21 protein-coding genes are annotated in these 15954 nt (G+C 73.3%); 12 read left to right on the top strand and 9 right to left on the bottom strand.

Annotated elements, in window-relative coordinates; all coding sequences use genetic code 11:
- Positions 1 to 4: 4 nt before the first annotated feature.
- The 4 genes from AB0J55_RS17045 to AB0J55_RS17030 all read left to right on the top strand — a co-directional run bounded on the left by AB0J55_RS17045 (position 5) and on the right by AB0J55_RS17030 (position 1847).
- A complete protein-coding gene (locus tag AB0J55_RS17045) occupies positions 5 to 391 on the top strand; it encodes a VOC family protein (protein ID WP_364248782.1) in 387 nt (128 codons plus the stop codon).
- Positions 391 to 711, top strand: a complete 321-nt coding sequence (locus AB0J55_RS17040; protein WP_364248780.1) for a metalloregulator ArsR/SmtB family transcription factor — start codon at positions 391 to 393, stop codon at positions 709 to 711. The genes AB0J55_RS17045 and AB0J55_RS17040 overlap by 1 nt, the downstream gene beginning before the upstream one ends.
- Positions 708 to 1151: an SRPBCC domain-containing protein gene (locus tag AB0J55_RS17035; RefSeq protein ID WP_364248778.1), complete on the top strand. Its 444-nt coding sequence runs from the start codon at positions 708 to 710 to the stop codon at positions 1149 to 1151. The genes AB0J55_RS17040 and AB0J55_RS17035 overlap by 4 nt, the downstream gene beginning before the upstream one ends.
- 90 nt (positions 1152 to 1241) lie before the next feature.
- Positions 1242 to 1847: a TetR/AcrR family transcriptional regulator gene (locus AB0J55_RS17030; protein ID WP_364248776.1), complete on the top strand. Its 606-nt coding sequence runs from the start codon at positions 1242 to 1244 to the stop codon at positions 1845 to 1847.
- Here the strand turns inward: AB0J55_RS17030 and AB0J55_RS17025 are convergent.
- Positions 1827 to 2603, bottom strand: coding sequence for an SGNH/GDSL hydrolase family protein (locus tag AB0J55_RS17025; protein ID WP_364248774.1), 777 nt, complete (start codon positions 2601 to 2603; stop codon positions 1827 to 1829). The two genes, AB0J55_RS17030 and AB0J55_RS17025, sit on opposite strands and share 21 nt — an antisense overlap.
- A 354-nt stretch (positions 2604 to 2957) precedes the next feature.
- On the opposite strand from AB0J55_RS17025, the gene AB0J55_RS17020 reads away from it, so the two are divergent.
- Positions 2958 to 3617: a class I SAM-dependent methyltransferase gene (locus AB0J55_RS17020; protein WP_364248772.1), complete on the top strand. Its 660-nt coding sequence runs from the start codon at positions 2958 to 2960 to the stop codon at positions 3615 to 3617.
- Here the strand turns inward: AB0J55_RS17020 and AB0J55_RS17015 are convergent.
- On the bottom strand, positions 3607 to 4116 hold the full coding sequence (locus AB0J55_RS17015) for a CGNR zinc finger domain-containing protein (protein ID WP_364248770.1): 510 nt from the start codon (positions 4114 to 4116) through the stop codon (positions 3607 to 3609). The genes AB0J55_RS17020 and AB0J55_RS17015 overlap by 11 nt on opposite strands.
- A gap of 25 nt (positions 4117 to 4141) precedes the next feature.
- Between AB0J55_RS17015 and AB0J55_RS17010 the strand changes: the two genes are divergently transcribed.
- Positions 4142 to 4306, top strand: a complete 165-nt coding sequence (locus tag AB0J55_RS17010; protein WP_003091228.1) for a hypothetical protein — start codon at positions 4142 to 4144, stop codon at positions 4304 to 4306.
- Between the two features lie 19 nt (positions 4307 to 4325).
- Here AB0J55_RS17010 and AB0J55_RS17005 read toward each other — a convergent pair whose 3' ends face one another.
- On the bottom strand, positions 4326 to 4682 hold the full coding sequence (locus AB0J55_RS17005; protein WP_364248768.1) for a darcynin family protein: 357 nt from the start codon (positions 4680 to 4682) through the stop codon (positions 4326 to 4328).
- Positions 4672 to 5571, bottom strand: coding sequence for an NAD(P)H-binding protein (locus tag AB0J55_RS17000; protein WP_364248766.1), 900 nt, complete (start codon positions 5569 to 5571; stop codon positions 4672 to 4674). Before AB0J55_RS17000 ends, AB0J55_RS17005 begins: the two co-directional genes overlap by 11 nt.
- A 107-nt stretch (positions 5572 to 5678) precedes the next feature.
- Between AB0J55_RS17000 and AB0J55_RS16995 the strand changes: the two genes are divergently transcribed.
- Positions 5679 to 6599 carry a LysR family transcriptional regulator gene (locus AB0J55_RS16995; protein ID WP_364248764.1) on the top strand — a complete coding sequence of 307 codons (921 nt, stop codon included), beginning with the start codon at positions 5679 to 5681 and terminating at the stop codon, positions 6597 to 6599.
- Positions 6600 to 6604: 5 nt separating this feature from the next.
- Here the strand turns inward: AB0J55_RS16995 and AB0J55_RS16990 are convergent, their stop codons facing one another.
- Positions 6605 to 7639, bottom strand: a complete 1035-nt coding sequence (locus AB0J55_RS16990) for a site-specific integrase (RefSeq protein ID WP_364248762.1) — start codon at positions 7637 to 7639, stop codon at positions 6605 to 6607.
- A 93-nt stretch (positions 7640 to 7732) separates the two neighbouring features.
- Here AB0J55_RS16990 and AB0J55_RS16985 point away from each other — a divergent pair, with 93 nt between their 5' ends.
- Both AB0J55_RS16985 and AB0J55_RS16980 read left to right on the top strand, forming a co-directional pair.
- Positions 7733 to 8077 (top strand): YciI family protein, encoded by a 345-nt coding sequence (locus AB0J55_RS16985; RefSeq protein ID WP_364248760.1) that lies wholly within the window; start codon positions 7733 to 7735, stop codon positions 8075 to 8077.
- Positions 8074 to 9273: an RNA polymerase sigma factor gene (locus AB0J55_RS16980; protein ID WP_364248758.1), complete on the top strand. Its 1200-nt coding sequence runs from the start codon at positions 8074 to 8076 to the stop codon at positions 9271 to 9273. The genes AB0J55_RS16985 and AB0J55_RS16980 overlap by 4 nt, the downstream gene beginning before the upstream one ends.
- On the opposite strand, the gene AB0J55_RS16975 is transcribed toward AB0J55_RS16980, so the two are convergent.
- Positions 9246 to 11975: a P-loop NTPase fold protein gene (locus AB0J55_RS16975; RefSeq protein WP_364248756.1), complete on the bottom strand. Its 2730-nt coding sequence runs from the start codon at positions 11973 to 11975 to the stop codon at positions 9246 to 9248. The genes AB0J55_RS16980 and AB0J55_RS16975 overlap by 28 nt on opposite strands.
- 147 nt (positions 11976 to 12122) lie before the next feature.
- Between AB0J55_RS16975 and AB0J55_RS16970 the strand changes: the two genes are divergently transcribed.
- From AB0J55_RS16970 to AB0J55_RS16960, 3 genes are read left to right on the top strand one after another with little or no spacing between them, the layout of a single operon-like run.
- A complete protein-coding gene (locus tag AB0J55_RS16970; RefSeq protein WP_364248754.1) occupies positions 12123 to 13184 on the top strand; it encodes a hypothetical protein in 1062 nt (353 codons plus the stop codon).
- Between the two features lie 9 nt (positions 13185 to 13193).
- Positions 13194 to 13544, top strand: a complete 351-nt coding sequence (locus AB0J55_RS16965; protein WP_364248752.1) for a metalloregulator ArsR/SmtB family transcription factor — start codon at positions 13194 to 13196, stop codon at positions 13542 to 13544.
- A complete protein-coding gene (locus AB0J55_RS16960) occupies positions 13541 to 13975 on the top strand; it encodes an SRPBCC family protein (RefSeq protein WP_364248750.1) in 435 nt (144 codons plus the stop codon). Before AB0J55_RS16965 ends, AB0J55_RS16960 begins: the two co-directional genes overlap by 4 nt.
- Before the next feature lie 4 nt (positions 13976 to 13979).
- Here AB0J55_RS16960 and AB0J55_RS16955 read toward each other — a convergent pair whose 3' ends face one another.
- Genes AB0J55_RS16955 through AB0J55_RS16945 form a run of 3 tightly spaced genes read right to left on the bottom strand, consistent with a single transcriptional unit; the run spans position 13980 to position 15933 of the window.
- Positions 13980 to 14708 carry an SDR family oxidoreductase gene (locus tag AB0J55_RS16955; RefSeq protein WP_364248748.1) on the bottom strand — a complete coding sequence of 243 codons (729 nt, stop codon included), beginning with the start codon at positions 14706 to 14708 and terminating at the stop codon, positions 13980 to 13982.
- Positions 14705 to 15343, bottom strand: coding sequence for a VC0807 family protein (locus tag AB0J55_RS16950; RefSeq protein WP_364248746.1), 639 nt, complete (start codon positions 15341 to 15343; stop codon positions 14705 to 14707). Before AB0J55_RS16950 ends, AB0J55_RS16955 begins: the two co-directional genes overlap by 4 nt.
- Positions 15340 to 15933: a TetR/AcrR family transcriptional regulator gene (locus tag AB0J55_RS16945; RefSeq protein WP_364248744.1), complete on the bottom strand. Its 594-nt coding sequence runs from the start codon at positions 15931 to 15933 to the stop codon at positions 15340 to 15342. Before AB0J55_RS16945 ends, AB0J55_RS16950 begins: the two co-directional genes overlap by 4 nt.
- Between the last annotated feature and the right edge of the window lie 21 nt (positions 15934 to 15954).

Below are 15954 nucleotides of genomic sequence, written 5' to 3'. Positions count from 1 at the left end.
CGGCATGACGATCACCCACGTGCAGTTCCTGACCCTGCCGGTCGCCGACCACGCCCGCGCGCGGGACTTCTACGTCGGCAAGCTCGGTTTCGAAGCGCTCGTCGACCGCCGCACGCCCGAGGGCGGCCGGTTCGTGCTGGTCGCGCCGAAGGGGGCGAAGACCGGCGTGGTCCTCACCGACCAGCAGGTCACCGGCGCCGGCGGCGGGCCGCAGCACTTCCAGCTGCAGTCCACCGACCTCGACGCCGACGTCGCCGCGCTGCGGGCGGCCGGGGTGGAGGTCGCCGACCCGGAAGTGCGGCCGTGGGGCCGGGCGACGTCGTTCCGGGATCTCGACGGCCACACCCTCGGCCTGCTCGAGCCGTCGGACTTCGGCGCCGTGCCGCGCTGATGCCGGTCAACGACGACGTCTTCGCCGCCCTGGCCAGCCCGGCGCGGCGCGAGGTGCTGCGGCTGCTGCTCGACGGCCCGATGGCCGCCGGCGCGATCGCCGAGCGGTTCGCGATGGCCCGGCCCAGCCTCTCGGAACACCTGCGGGTGCTGCGGGAGGCGGGCCTGGTCACCGAGCAGCGCCAGGGCCGCAACCGCGTCTACCGGCTGGACGCGGCCCCGCTGGAAGAGGTCGCGGACTGGCTGACCCCGTACGAGCGCTTCTGGCGCACCAAGCTCGCCAACCTGCGCGACCTGCTGGACGAAGAGGAAGACCTGTGACCGACGACGACCCGGCCGCGATCCACGTCGACCAGTTCCTCGCCCACCCGGCCGCCAGGGTGTGGCGCGCCTTGACCGAGCCGGACCTCCTGGAGCGCTGGCTGAACATGCCCAACGACATCAAACCCGTGGTGGGGCACCGGTTCGAGCTGCTGGCCGAGCCGGTGCCGGCGGCCGGGTTCGCCGGGGGCCCGGTCGCGTGCGAGGTCCTCGAGGTCGAGCCCGAGCGCCGGCTCAGCATCCGCTGGGGTCCGCAGTGGACGGTCACCTGGCGGCTCGAACCGGAGGGCACCGGCACCCGGCTGTTCCTCAGCCACGAAGGGTTCGACCCGGACGACGAGTTCCAGCGCATCTCGCGGCGGATCATGGGGGCCGGCTGGCGCTCCCACGTACCACGGGCCCTGGCCCGGTTGCTGGACACGCTGCCGAGCCGCCCGTAAGGAGGCCGGTCTCCGCATGGCGGGTAACGGCGGCCACGAAGCCGTTCGGCCGTGGCCGGGCCGCCGGGATCGGCGCAGTACGATCGGAGGGTGAATCCCGCCGCCGCTGACCCCGCGTCGAAACCCTTGCGCGCCGACGCCCGGCGCAACCGGGCTCGCGTGCTGCAGGCGGCCGAGAACGTCTTCGCCGCCAAGGGCACCGGGGCGCCCACCGAGGAGGTCGCGCGCGTCGCCGGCGTCGGTATCGGCACGGTGTTCCGGCACTTCCCGACGAAGGAGGCGCTGCTCGAAGCGGTGCTCTTCGCGCGGCTGCGCCGGTTCGTCGACGAGGCCGAAGCGGCCGTCGCGGCGGAGTCGGCGGACCCCGGCGCCGCGTTCTTCGCCTTCCTCACCAGCTGGGTGGAGATGTCGAGCGCGAAGAACGCCTACTTCGAGGCCCTCACCGCGGCGGGGGTGACGGTCCCGGTGGCGAAGTCCGACACCGGCGCGCGTCTGATGTCGGCGCTGGGTGTGCTGCTGTCGCGGGCGCAGGAGGCCGGTGCGGTCCGCGGCGACCTCGCCGTCGGCGAGCTCGTCCCGGTGATCATCGGGGTCGCGCGGGCGGCCGAGTACGCCGGCCCGGACGCGCCCCTGCGCGACCGGGCCGTGGCGATCCTCTTCGACGGCCTCCGCCCGTCAGCGGGAAACCGGAGCTGACTCGACCGGCGCCAGCGCCGGGCGTTTCGCGGTGAGCGTGTCGCCGGAGGACTCGCCCCGCAGCCGGCGCCGCACCCACGGCAGCGCGTGTTCCTGCGCCCACTTCAGGTTCTGGCTCCGGCGCGCGGCGGGACTCAGCACCACGCGCGGCGCCGGTTCCGGGTTGACCAGCGGGTGTTCCACACCGAGCACCCGCAGCACCTCGATGGCGACCTCGGTGTGCCCGAGCGTGTTGAGGTGCAGGCGGTCCGGCGCCCAGAACCGGCGGTCGCACAGCTGCCGCATCGACCACAGGTCCACCAGCAGCGCATCGTGACGCGCCGCGATGCCGCGAACGAGCTCGTTGTAGATGGCCACCCGGCCGCGGATCGCGCGGAACAGCGGGTCCTCGACGCCGTCGACCCCGGTGAACAGGACGAGGCGGGCGCCCGTCGCCCGGATCCTCGCGACGGCGGCTTCGTAGTCGGCCATCAGCCCGTCGATGTCGACCTTGGGCCGCATCAGGTCGTTGCCGCCGGCGTAGAGGCTGACGAGATCGGGCTCCATGGCCAGCGCCGGTTCGAGCTGCTCGGCGAGCACCTGCGGCAGCAGCTTGCCCCGGATGGCGAGGTTGGCGTACCGGAATCCCGGCTCGCGCGCGGCGAGCTGCTCGGCCACGCGATCGGCCCAGCCACGCACCCCGTTCGGGGCGGCGGGGTCGTCGTCACCGACGCCTTCGGTGAACGAGTCCCCCAGGGTCACTAAGCGCTTGCTCATGTGTCCAGTGTAGGCAGGGCGGAGAACGAGGTTCCGCCAGGAGTGTCCTCTGCCTTGGCCACCTTTCCACGCTCGACGGCTACGCCGGCCACCGCAGCCATTGGGCAGGCGGGGCCCCGGCTCCTTGGCCCACCGCGCGGCCGCCTACCACCATGGTGACTCGGCCAGGACCTGCCCGGCGAACGCGCCGTTCCTCCGCGCGGACTTCGACCTGGAGCTGCTCGGCGCCCGGACCTTCGACGCCACACGCAGGTGCTGACCTACCGCCCGGCCCGGCATGGTCGACCGGCGCAGCCGTTCCGCCCGGCGCGGAATCCGTGGACCGCCGCCCCGCGAGCCCGGTACACGGGACAGGTGACCGACTACGACGCGATCGCCGACTGGTACGAGACCACCCTCGTCCCCACCTGGCGCGAGGACCCGCTGGAGTTCGGGCCGACGCTGCGGGAACTCCTCGGCCCGGGCTCGGGACCGTGCCTGGAGCTCGGCTGCGGCACCGGCGCCCACGCCGGGCGGCTCCGGGAGCTCGGGCGCACGCCGCTCGGGGTCGACGTCTCCGCCGGGATGCTGCGGCACGCGGCCGCGCGGTTGCCGGTCGTGCGGGGTGATGCCACGGCGTTGCCGATCGCTTCCGGGGTGCTGCCCGCCGCCGTCGCGATCATGGTCCACACCGACATGCCCGCCTACCCGGCGGTGCTGCGCGAAGCGGCCCGTGTCCTGGCGCCGGGCGGGGTGTTCGTGCACGTCGGCGTGCACCCGTGCTTCTGCGGCGGGTTCGCCGACCGCAGCGACAGCCGGGCCGTGGTCATCCGCCCCGGCTACCGGGAATCCGGCTGGACGATGGAGTCGTGGAGCGACCAGGGCCTGCGGGACAAGGTCGGCGCCACCCACCTGCCGCTGCCGGCGCTCCTGGGCGCGGTCCTCGACGCGGGCCTGGTGTTCGAGCGCTTCGCCGAGGGTGGCGCGCCGACCCCGACCGTCCTGGCCTGGCGGGCGAGAAAGCCTAGGCGCTGACCTGCCGCGCCCGGTGCTCGGCGACGTGGACCCGCGTCGCGCAGCGCGTCGAGCAGAACCGGCGGCGGCCGTTGCGCGAGGTGTCGACGTACGCCGTTTCGCAGCCTTCGCGGCTGCAGATGCCCAAGCGGTCCGGGGCTTCGCACACCAGGTGGGCCAGGCCGCCCGCGGTGTACGCGCGGACCCGGCCCACCGGGCCCGCGTCCGCCGCCGAGTAGTGCAGGTGGGGTGGCTTGCCGTCGTGGGTGGTGATGTACGGCCGGCAGGCCGCTTCGGCCAGCAGGTCGTTGACCAGCCCCGGCCGGTCCGCCGGGGCCGCGGCGAACACCGGCCGCAGGTGCTCCGCCCACGCGCCGATCCGGGCCGCTTCGCCGGCGGTCAGGGCCGGAATGGACATGCCGTTGCGGACCATGCCGTCGAGGAGCTCGCTCGCCGACCCGGCGTTGACCAGGTCGGCGGCCACGAGCGCGGCCGGCCCGCCGTAAGGGTTGAAGTGCACTGAAGCATTACAGCACGATCGGGGCATGGATCGGAACCGTTGCCCCCGCTGCGGCTGGCCGCTGGCCGAACTCACCGCGACGCGGCCCGTCACCCACCGGCTCGACTACGTGCGCTGCGTCTGCGGCAGCTGGCTCGCCCGCCTCGACGGCGAAGTCGTCGGCGCCACCCGCGCGCGGCTGACCCCGTGAGGCGGGCGGAGCCGGCTCGTCAGGTGCCGATGGTGGCCACCGTCTCGACGCCGTAGGTGTGCGCGTAGCCGTTTTCGGTGCCCACCAGCAGGTCGACGACGTCGAAGTAGCGGTCCCAGAAGGGGGTTTCGCGCAGGGCGTCGATCAGCAGCCGGTAGGCCGCGTGGTCGTCGGCTTCCCAGACCCAGACGTCGGTGACCCGTGCCGAGTAGAACTCCGTGTCGTAGAAGCGGCAACGGACACCGTGGGTGCGGGCCTCGATCACCGGGACGACCTCGGTGGTGAAGGCGTGGATGCGTTCGGCGACGGACATCGCCAGCCACTCGGGGCTGGTCTTGACCAGCATGAACGCGGTGACCGGGGGCTCAGCGGGCATCGACGGCCTCCGCGGTGACCAGGGGCTTCAGCACGTCCGCGCACCACTGCGCGAACCCGGTGCCCGCGCGCGGGCACCGTTCGACCCCTGAGTCCAGGCCCTCGTCCTTGGCGCGCTTCATCTCGACCATGCCTTCGACGAACGTCTCGTCGAGGCCGTAGCCGAGCATCGTGGACCGCAGGTCGCCGAGCGATTCGCGCTCATAGCGGACCGGGCGGCCCAGCTCCGCGGTCATGATGCGGGCGAGGTCGTCGGGGGAGAGGTCCTGCGGGCCGAGCACCGGGACGCTGCCGGTGCCGGACCACGAGCGGTCCAGCAGCAGCCCGGCCGCGGCCGCGGCGATGTCGGCGACGGCCACCAGCGGAGCCTTCCGGTTCGCGGCGACGGTGTCGGTGAAGACGCCGCGTTCCCGGATCGAGCCGGCCTCTTCCAGCAGGTTCTCGTAGAAGGACGGGCAGGCCAGGGCGCGGTAGGCGACGCCGGAGCCGGCGATGAGGTCGTCCATGGCGAGGGACGCAGTGACCAGCCCGGCCTTCCCGGCCAGCGGGGTGTCGCGGCCGAGCGCCGAGACACCCACGACGTGGCCCACGCCGTGGGCGGCGAAGGCTCGCACGGCCGGGCGGGTGAAGCCGCGGTACGCCTGGTCGGGCGGCACCGAGCCGTCCGGCGGCACGAGCCAGAAGACGGCGTCGGCCCCGGCGAAGGCGCGGTCGACGGTCTCGGCGTCGCCGTGTGAGCCGGTGACGACGTCGACGCGGTCGAGGACGGACTCGGGCAGCCGGGCCGGGTCGCGGACCACGACGCGCAGCTCCTCGCCGGGGGCGGCCTCGACCAGCAGTGACAGCAGCCGCCGGCCGATGTTCCCGGTGGGGGCGGTGATGACGATCATGAAAACCTCGGTCGGGATCGGGATCGGATGACCCCTTCAGCGTGCTGATCCGTACCGCATTGCCACAATGGGAACCTCAGCATCCAATCATTGCCTGAAACGGAACAATGCCGGTGAGCACCCTCGACGCGAATCTGGCCGTCGCCCTCGACGCCCTGTTGACCGAACAGAGCGTCACGCGCGCGGCCGCGCGGCTGCAGACGTCACCCGCGGCGATGAGCCGGACTCTCGCCTGCCTGCGCCGGGTGCTGCAGGACCCGCTCCTGGTGCGGGCCGGGCAGGCGATGGTGCCGACCCCGCGCGCCGAGGGGCTGCGGGACGAAGCCGCCGCGGTGGTCCGCCGGCTCGAGGCGTTGCTCACGCCGGGCGGCGGGGTCGACCTCGCGGCCCTGCGGCGCACCTTCACCGTCCAGACCTCGGACCTGGTCGGCGCGGCTTTGGCGCCGGGGCTGCTGGAGCTGGCCCGCCGCGAGGCCCCGGGCGTGTCCCTGCGGGTGCTGGCCGAGGAGTGGGAAGCCGGTCCCGCGCTGCGCGAAGGCCGCGTCGACCTGGAGATCGGGGCCATCGACCACGTCGACCCGGAAACCCGGGTGGAGGACCTGGTCCGCCTGCGGATGACGGCGGGTGTCCGGGCCGGGCACCCGCTCGACGGGGAGACCCTGACCCCCGCCGCCCTGGCCGCGGCCGAGCACGTGGTGGTCAGCCGGAAAGGCCGGTTCACCGGGCCGCTGGACGGGGCGCTGGCCGAGCACGGCCTCGGCCGGCGGGTCAGCGTGGTGCTGCCCGGCCACCTGGCGGCGATGGCGCTGGCCGCGGCCGGCGATCTGGTGTGCCTGGTGCCGGCCGAACAGCCGGGCGAGCCGCCATCACCCCTCGGCGACGCGGCCCGCGCGATGGGCCTGCGCCTGCTGGACATCCCGCTGCCGTTGCCGCCGCTGGTGATCGGCATGGCGTGGCACCCGCGCCACACCGCCGACGGCGGCCACCGGTGGCTGCGTGGTGCCGTGCGCCGGGTGTTGTGCCCCTGACGGGCTCAGAGGTCGAGCGCGCCCGCCGCGTTGTCGTTCCACTGGTCGACGCGGCGGATGTACTCGTACAGCGCGCGGCTGCCGCGCACCCAGCGGCCCTGGTCGGCGATCGCCAGGTCGTCGGCCCCGGCGCGGCGGGCCTCGGTGGCGAACCCGGACCGCAGGGAGTGCCCGGTCACCGGGTACGGCAGGCCCGCGCGCACCCCGGCCCGGGTGAGGATCTGGTTGACGCCCGTGGTGGTCAGCGCGGGCACCCCGACGTTGCCGTGCCGGTCGACGCGGCGGAACGCCGGTCCCTCGGTGATCCCGGCGCCGGATCGCCACGCGTGCCAGGCCCGGACGGGGTCGGTGTCGGGGTTCTCGCGCCGCGGGACGACCATGTCGCCGGTGCTCTTGCCGTGCCGGACGGTCACCGCCAGGCCCCGGTCCTCGACCGGCTGCACGTCGGTGACCAGCAGGTTCGCCAGGTCGGAGCAGCGGGCGGCGATCGGGAAGCCGATCAGCAGCATCGCCCGGTCGCGGGCGCCGGCGAGGGTGTCCGGGCACGCGCGCGACATCGCCCGCAGGTCGGCGAGGGTGACCATGGTGGCCTTGCCGCGGCCGCGCTGGATCCCCTCCCTGGCCAGCCGCTGCCGGTAGCCCTTCAGCGCCCGCCACGCGGCGCGGCTCGCCTCCGGATCGACGACGACCTTGTGGTGGCGCAGCCCGGCGAGCGCGCCGGTGAGGCGCCGCTCGATCGTGGACGGCGCCGCCGGGGCGGCCCGCTCGGGCACCTCGGGCACGGTGCGTTCGCCCGGCCGCAGCGTGCGTCCGCGTTCGAGCCAGACGACGAACCCGGTCAGCGCGCCGATCGAGGCCGACAGCGGCGGGATCCCGGCTTCGGCGGTGTAGTCCTGCCAGACCTGCCAGTCCTGGGCGTAGGCCTTGAGCGTGTTGGGCGGCCGCTGCTCGTCGACGTGCCGGGCGGCCGCGGCGTCCAGCAGCGCCAGCCGGTCCTGCGGGCCGAGCGCGGCGTCGATCACCGGTTCCAGGTCGGGCACGCGCCGAGATTACGGGATCTCGGTAGGTTCACGTGTCGATCCACGCGGGCGCCGTTCGTATCAGTGCCGGAAGCCCGATCCGAGGAGGACGCCGTGAAGCAGTACCTGCTCAGCATCTACCAGCCCGACGGCCCGACCCCGCCGCCGGAGGTGCTCGAGGGCATCGCGAAGCAACTCGACGCGCTCAACGCCGACCTCAAGGCCGCCGGGGCGTGGGTGTTCGCCGGCGGCCTGCACCCGCCGTCGACCGCGACCGTGCTGCGGGCCGACGACGGCGGCACCTTGGTCACCGACGGGCCCTACGCCGAGGGCAAGGAGCACCTCGGCGGGTTCACGATCATCACCGCGCCCGACCTCGACGCCGCCCTCGCCTGGGGCGGCCGGCTCGCCGACGCGGTCGCGCCGCTGCCGGTCGAGGTGCGGCCGTTCCGCGGATGAGCGTCGAGGCGGTGTTCGCCGCCGAGTACGGCCGGGCGGTGTCGGTGCTCGTGCGGGTCTTCGGGGACATCGACATCGCCGAAGAAGCCGTGCAGGACGCCTTCGCCGAGGCGGTCCGGCGGTGGCCGTCGGCCGGGCTGCCGCCGAGCCCGGCCGGGTGGATCATCACCACCGCCCGCAACCGGGCCGTCGACCGCCTGCGCCGCGAGGCCGCCCGGGCGGACAAGCACGCCCAAGCCGCGTTGCTGCACGCCGCCGCCGACCCCGTGGAGGAGGGCGCCGTGCCCGACGAACGGCTCCGGCTGATCTTCACCTGCTGCCACCCGGCACTGGCCCGGCCGGCACAGGTCGCGCTGACGCTGCGGCTGCTCGGCGGCCTGACCACCGCGGAGATCGCGACCGCGTTCCTGGTCGCCGAGCCGACGATGGCGCAGCGGATCGTCCGCGCGAAGCACAAGATCCGCGACGCGGGCATCCCGTACCGCGTCCCGCGCGACGCCGACCTGCCCGCGCGGCTGGCCGCGGTGCTCGGCGTGCTGTACCTGATCTTCAACGAGGGGTACTCGGCCAGCGCGGGGGAGAACCTGGTCCGCGACGACCTGTGCCGGGAGGCGATCCGGCTCACCCGCGCCCTGGCCGGCCTGATGCCCGACGAGCCCGAGGTGCAGGGGCTGCTGGCGCTGATGCTGCTCGTCCAGTCCCGCCGCGCCGCGCGCACCACCGCCGACGGCGCGCTGGTGCTGCTGGCCGATCAGGACCGGGCCCGCTGGGACGCGGACCTGATCGCCGAAGGCCAGGACCTCGTCCGCCGCTGCCTGCGCCGCAACCAGCCGGGCCCGTACCAGATCCAGGCGGCGATCCAGGCCGTCCACAGCGACGCGCCCACGGACTGGTCGCAGGTCAAGGCGCTCTACGACCACCTGCTGACCGTGACGCCGACCCCGGTGGTGGCGCTGAACCGGGCGGTCGCGGTGGCCGAGGTCGACGGCCCGGCGGCGGCATTGGCGCTGGTCGAGGACCTGGAGCTGGCCCGGTTCCCGCTGTTCCACGCGATCCGCGCGGACCTGCTGGCCCGGTTGGACCGGCGCAGGGAAGCGACCGAGGCGTACACGAGGGCGATCGAGCTGACCGGCAACGCCGCGGAGCGGGACCTCCTGCGGAGCAAGCTTCAGACTCTGCCCGGTGCGAGCACGTAGGAGAACCGCCGCACGCGCGGTACCCACGTCTGGAACACGCTGACGTCGGGCAGCGTGATCGACGGCGCGAGTTCGGTCAGGCTGCGGTGCAGGTGCGCCCACTGCGCGACCTCGGCGGCGGTGATCGGGCCGATGGCCTGGCTGTGCCACTGCTCGTCGCTCTCCACCGGCTGCAGGTCCGCCACGAAGTCGCTCCACGGGGTCTGCGGCGCCTGCCGGAGCAGGGCGTCGGCGAACCGGCCGAGCAGGCGCCCGTGCGCGGTGCACGTCCCGAGCAGCACGACCACGGCCTCGAACTCGCCGTCGAGGAAGGCGGACGCCGCCGAAAGGTCCCGCGTCGCCCGCAGCATCCGGTAGAGGTTGATGAGGCGTTTCGCGTCCCGGGGCGTGTCGACCAGCCAGTCCAGGCGCGCGAGCAGGGTGATCTCGGGTTCGGTCAGGGGACGCGGTTCCGCCGGCGGCTCGGCCGGGTCCAGCTGCGCGGCGACCTGCGAGCCGGGCTCCACCGGCTGGTCGGTGACCGGCCGGTCCCACGTGGCCGGCGGTTCCGGTTCCGGAGCCGGCTCTGGTTCCGGAACCGGAACCGGAACGAGCGGCGGTTCGGCGAGGTCGTCCAGCAGCCGCCGGAGGCTGCCGGCGGGCATCCGGGGCAGGACCAGCGGGATGTTGAGAATCTTTTCCAGGTAGTCCTCGGGGGTCACGTGCCACCCGTCGGCCCGCACGACGGGGTCGGCCTCGATCAGCCGATCGTAGTGCGAGCTCAGCGACCGCAGCAGCCACCGCGGGTCCACGCCGACGACCACGACGAACAGGTCGAACGCGAGCAGCAGGTGCACCGCCTGCAGCACGTCGACGACCTGGCTCGGACTGCAGCGGTCGAGGTCGTCGATGTAGAGCACGATCCGGTCCAGCGGCCGGGTCCCGTCGTCGGCACCGGCGGTCATCAGGGCGACGAGCTTCTCGAAGTCCTTGCGGATGGTGGAGATCAGGCCCAGGTTGCCGTGGTAGTCGTCGGTGCGGGAGCGCTCGGCGAGGAAGGCGTAGAGCCGCCGTCCGGGCGTCAGTTCGGTGAGCTGCCGGCCCAGCTCGCCGATCCGGGCGACGACCTCTTCCAGCTGCCGTTCGGCGATCTGCTGCTCGGCGTCGGCTTGCCGCAGGGCGGCGACCTCCCGGCGCGTGGTGGCGTCGAGGCCGTTTTGCAGGTCTTCGGCGAGGGTCCGCAGCCGCCGCAGCCCGCCGGCGGCCATGCGCACCAGCGTGAGCCCGGTGGTCAGGAGGGCACCGGCCACGGCCCCGACGCCGATCAGCCAGCTGCGGATGTCCGGGACGAACGCCGTGAGGGCCACACCCGCCAGCAGCACGATCCCGGCGACTGCCAGCGCCGCCCGGCCGTGGCGATACCGCGAGATCCGGCTCAGCTCTTCGGTTTCCCCGCGGGTTTCCCGGAGTTCGCCGGCCAGCAGCCGGCCCTGCTCGGCCACGTCGCCGACGCCGAGCTTCCGCCACACCTCGGCGTACTGCTCCCGCAACGTCGGCGAATTTCCCAGTGCGCGGACGAGGTCGAGGGCCCGCTGGCGGCGGCTGCTGCCGGCTTCGCCGATCTTCAGCTTGAGCGCAGCCGCTTCGGCTTGGGCTCGCTCGGTCACCGCGGTCAGCTGTTTGCGCTGTTCCAGTTCGCCGGCGAGCTGTTCGCGCAGGCGGGCACCTTCCTTGAGCCGGGCCTCGTGCTCGGCGTCCGGTTCGCCTGGTTGCCGGACGGGTTCGGCGAGCTGGCGGAAGATCTCGTCACCGAGGCTGGCCCAGAGGTTCGCGTCCGCGTAGTGCCAGGCGTTGAACCCGACCTGCGCGATCTTCCGGCACTGCCCGGGCTTGCCCTCCAGGTCTTTGACCTGGCCGCGCAGCATGCCCATGAAGAAGCTCTTCCCGGCGCCCCACTCGCCGAACACCCCGATCGACAGCGGCAGCGGCGTGTCCTTCGCGGCGATCACGGTGGCCAGCATCGAGACGTAGGGCTTGACACCGAGGTGGTCGCGGGACAGCGGGATGCATTCGTTCGGGTCGACGAGGTCCTTGTCCAGCCCACCGGCGAGCTGGTCGGCCGAGAAGCCGCGCACGACCTTTTTCCGGGGGAACTTCGCGGTCAGCCACCGCGCGGCGATGGCGTCCACGTGGTCTTCACGGAGAGAGAAGAACACTACTCGGCGCACGGCGGTGTGCGCGGCCAGCGCGCCCTTGATCAGGGCGTCGGCGGCGACCTGTGGCGCCATGCCCAGCTGGCCGGTGGCGAACAGCGGCAGCGCGACGGAGACCGCCCCGGCCTGAGCGGCGGCGTGGATCGCGGCCTCGGACGCGGCCGCCACCGCCTCGGCGGTGGCGGAATTGCGCCCCCCGGGCGAGTGGGGCGTCGCGATCACGATCAGCCGGACCTGAAGCTCCTCGTCCCGGCCTTTCAGGTCCAGCACGGCCGGCGCGTGCGGCGTGACGAGGTCCAGGTCGATCACGTCGAAGCCCGTATCCGGGAACTCCTGCCGGACTTCCGCCGCGAGCTGCCCGTAGCCCGCGCCGACGGAAACCGCCAAGGCGTCGACCGGCAACTCCCAGGGACGGTTGGTCAGGGCGACGCCGTAGGAGACGCCGTCGATGGTCCGGAGCGGGGTCACCTCGGGCCGCGGGGAAGGGTGCACAGTTTCAGACTCGCCCATCCACCCTCCGTCGTTACTCCGGGGGCTCCCCGGGTGTTCTGAGTTGGGATATGTGACCTTATCCAAACTCAAGCACGTCAACCTGAATCTTTAAATTTTGAACAGATGCTTCTAGTTCTGATCAGAAGCTTTGATAGAGTCCTGATCATGACGGAAGACGCAGGTCAGGTGCGGGTTTGCGAGTACCGGAGGTGCGGGGCGCCGCTGCCACCGGCTGTGGGACGCGGAAGCCGGGCCCGGTTCTGCCAGGACGGCAAGACCTGGGGACGCCGCAACCTCACCTGCCGCGACGCCGAGGCCGTGCTGTCGGACGCCGAGTCGCTGCGGGAAAGCGACACCGAGCTGGACGACACGGCCGTCACGGCGTTGGCCGGCCAGGTCGACCGGGTGCTCGAACCGGCCCGCGGGCTCGTCGAGACGCTCACGACCCTGCGCCACCAGCTCGAGGCGACGACCGCGACAGCGCTCGCCGAACGGGACGCCGCCCTGGCCGAGGCCGACGAACACCGGCTGCAGCGGGGCCGTGCCGACGCCGAAGCCGCTCAGGCGCAGGACACCGCCGAGACGGCCGTTGCCGCGGCCGCCTCGGCGGAGAAGGACAAGGCAGCCGCCGTGCGCGAGCGGGACGAGGAGCGGGCCGCCCGGCGCGCCGCGGTTCAGGAGCAGCAGCGGGCCGAAGGGCAGCTGGCGGCGGTGCGGGACGAACTGGCCCGCGTCGCCGATCGTGCCGATGCCTCCGCGGCCCTCGCCGGCGAACGCGCCGCGGTGATCGCCACGCTGACCGCCGAACTGGCCGCCGTCCGGACCGCGCTCGAGGAGGAACGCGGGCGCGGGCAGGCCGCCGCGGCGCGGGCGGAGACGGCCGAGGCCCGCGCCGACGCCGTCCAGGAACGGCTCGACGCCACCCGCGACGACCACGTCCGGGCGCTCGCCGCCCAGGAAGCCGCGCTCGATCGGGCCCGTGCCGACGCTGAGCGCCGGCAGGCGCAGTTCGACCAGCGGCTGGCCGAACTGCAGGCGGCGCACGAGCAGACCGTCCGGTCGATGCACGAAACCACGACGAACCTCGGCGCCGAACTGCGTGCCGCGCTGAGCCGGGCCGACACCGCCGAGCGCGAACTGGCCGAAGTGGTCAGGGTTCTGCGTGCCACTTCCGAGCTCCCGGCAATACTTAAGCAATTACTTGACCGTTGGCCGGAGCAGAGTTAGCTTAAGTAGGTGCTTAACCATGAGGAGTCGTTGGACCTGGTGTTCCGCGCCCTGGGCGACCGGACGCGGCGGGCCATGGTGGAGCGGCTGGTGCGCGGCCCGGCGTCGGTCAGTGAGCTGGCCGAGCCGCTGACCATGTCGCTCGCCGCCGTCGTCCAGCACCTGCAGGTGCTGGAGACCGCCGGGATCGTGCGGTCGGAGAAGGTCGGCCGTGTCCGCACCTGCCGGATCGAACCGGCGGTGCTGCGCGCGGGCGAGCAGTGGCTGGGGCGCCAGCGCACCACGTGGGAGAGCAGGCTCGACCGGCTCGGCGACTTCCTCGCCGAGCCGCCCGGAACGTCGGAAGGGAGCACGTCATGACCGTCTTGCACAGCACGTTCAGCCTGGAGCGCACCTACCCCGTGCCGCCGGAGCGGGTGTTCGCCGCCTGGGCCGACCCGGTGGCGAAGCAACGCTGGTTCGTTTCCGCCGGCGAGCACGAACTGGACTTCCGCGTCGGCGGCCGCGAGACCGTCGAGGGCCGGACCCCGAACGGGGGTCCGATGACCTTCGTCGCGAACTTCCACGACATCGTGCCCGACCGGCGGATCGTCTTCTCCGGCACGCTCACCGGCGACGGCACGCTCGCGACCGTCTCGACCACGACGGTGGAGCTGTTCGGTGAAGGCGAAGGCACGCGGCTGGTGCTCACCGAGCAGGACACATTCCTCGACGGCGCCGAGAAGCCGGAGTGGCGCGAGCAGGGCACCGGCGACTGGCTCGACCGGCTCGGCGGCGAACTGAAGTCGTGACGGCTCAGTCCGCCGCGAGCGCCACCTCGGGTGCCGGGACCAGGGTCAAGGGCCGGCCGGCCTGGGTCGCCCACACCTGCCCGGTGCCGGGGCCGGCCAGCACGGTCTCGACCGCGGCGGCGACCGCGTCGGGATCGGCCAGCTGCAGGCGGTGTTCCCGCAGCGCCCGCCGGTGCAGGGCGAGGGCGGGGGTGTCGACCAGGCCCGGGCACAGGGCGTTGATCCTGATTCCGGCGGCGGCCAGCGCCGGGGCGGCCGACCGGGCCAGGCCGACCAGCGCGTGCTTGCCGGCGGCGTAGAACACGTCCGGTGATCCGCTCAGCCCGGCGAGGCTGGCCATGACGGCGATGGAGCCGTGACCCTGCCGCCGCAGCGGGGTCAAGCAGGCGTGCAACCCGTAGACCACGCCGTCGAGGTTGGTGCGCAGGGTGTCGCGGTAGCGCTCGACGGTGAAGTCGTGCAGCCCGCAGCGGCCGGGGACGCCGGCGTTGAGCACGACGTTGTCCAGCCGCCCGAAGGCTTCGACGGCGGCGTCGACCGCGCGGGTGTTGTCGGCCGGTTCGCCGACGTCCGCAGGGACGAACAGGCCGCCGACCTCGGCGGCGACGGCCTCGCCGGCGGCCGAATCGCGATCGGCGATCACGACGCGGCCGCCGCGGCGGCCGAACCGGCGGGCGGTCGCCGCGCCGATGCCGCTCGCGCCGCCGGTGATCAGCGTGACCGCGCCGGTCACCGGGCCGCCGCCACGGACGTGAGCTGCACGCCGTCGAGCCGCAGCCCGTGGCGGCGGAGGAAGGCGCGGCCGAAGAGGCGCTGGACGAGGACGAGGGCGGCGAGCGTCACCGCCAGCAGGGCCAGTTCGGCGATGGGCACCGCGTCCACCGGCAGGGCCAGCACGATCACCGCCCGCAGCCCCGCGTCGAGCAGGCACGCCGCCGCCCAGAGGGCGCTGCACAGGCGCAGCAGGCGGCGGAACGGCGGGTGGTCGTCCCAGTTGCGGCACCAGGTGCGCTGCTTGTCCGGGTCGAGGACCGTCTTCGTCGCCTCGTACAGGAACGGGCGCCGGGCCCACACGGTGACCAGCAGGAACACGCCGAGTGCCGCCATCAGCACCACGCTTCGCAGCAACAGCGCGCGGGGGCTGCCGCTGATGAAGGACCCGGCCACGGTCACTGCCATGGCCCCGAGCACGAACCAGCGCACACCGCCGATCCGCTGTCCCGCCGTCAGGTCACGCAGCCCGGTCACGACCGGGATGGCCGCTCCGGCGAGCAGGGCGAGCAGCTGGTTCACCCCCGCGGCGCGCAGCCCGTAGAACAGCGCCAGCGGCGCGAGGACGTCGACCAGGATGCCGTTGAACCGCTTCACCGGGCCACCGCCCGGGTGAACGTCGTGACGGCTTCGCGGGCGTAGGCGTCGAAATCGAAGTCGGCTTCGTCGCGCATCCGCCGGGCGGCGCCGTCGACGGCGCCCCGGATCAGCACGGCCATCGACCGGACGTCGAAGTCGCGGAATTCGCCGCTGGTCTGGCCCTGGGCGAGCAGTTTCTCGAGGCTCTGCACGCTGACTTCCTGCGCTCCGACGGAGGTGTAGGGCCGGCCGGCCGCGGTGCGCAGGTGCGGGCCGATCTCGGTCAGGGCCGCCATGTCGGCGGGGTGTTCGCGCAGGAACTGCAGGTTGGCCTCGAGGTAGGCGCGCACCTTGCCGGTCGCGGTGTCCTCGGCTTCCACGCGTTCGTTGATGAACACGGCCCCGGCGGTGAAGACGTGCATCAGGATCTCGTGGATCAGGTCGTCCTTGTCGGCGAAGTGGTAGGAGATCATGCGCGGGCCGCTCAGCCCGGCCTTCTCGGTGATCCGCGCGAAGGACGCTTTCGCGTACCCCACCTCCGCGATCGTGTCGATCGCCGCCCGCATGATCTGGGCCCGCCGTGCCTCGTTGGTGAACGTCCGTCCCATGGCCCCCTCCGAACTTTTATC

It is taken from the genome of Amycolatopsis sp. NPDC049688 (genome assembly GCF_040674975.1).
Lineage (GTDB): Bacteria > Actinomycetota > Actinomycetes > Mycobacteriales > Pseudonocardiaceae > Amycolatopsis.
The sequence above is the reverse complement of the archived record's forward strand: the minus strand, read 5'-3'. Positions and strand labels throughout refer to the sequence as shown.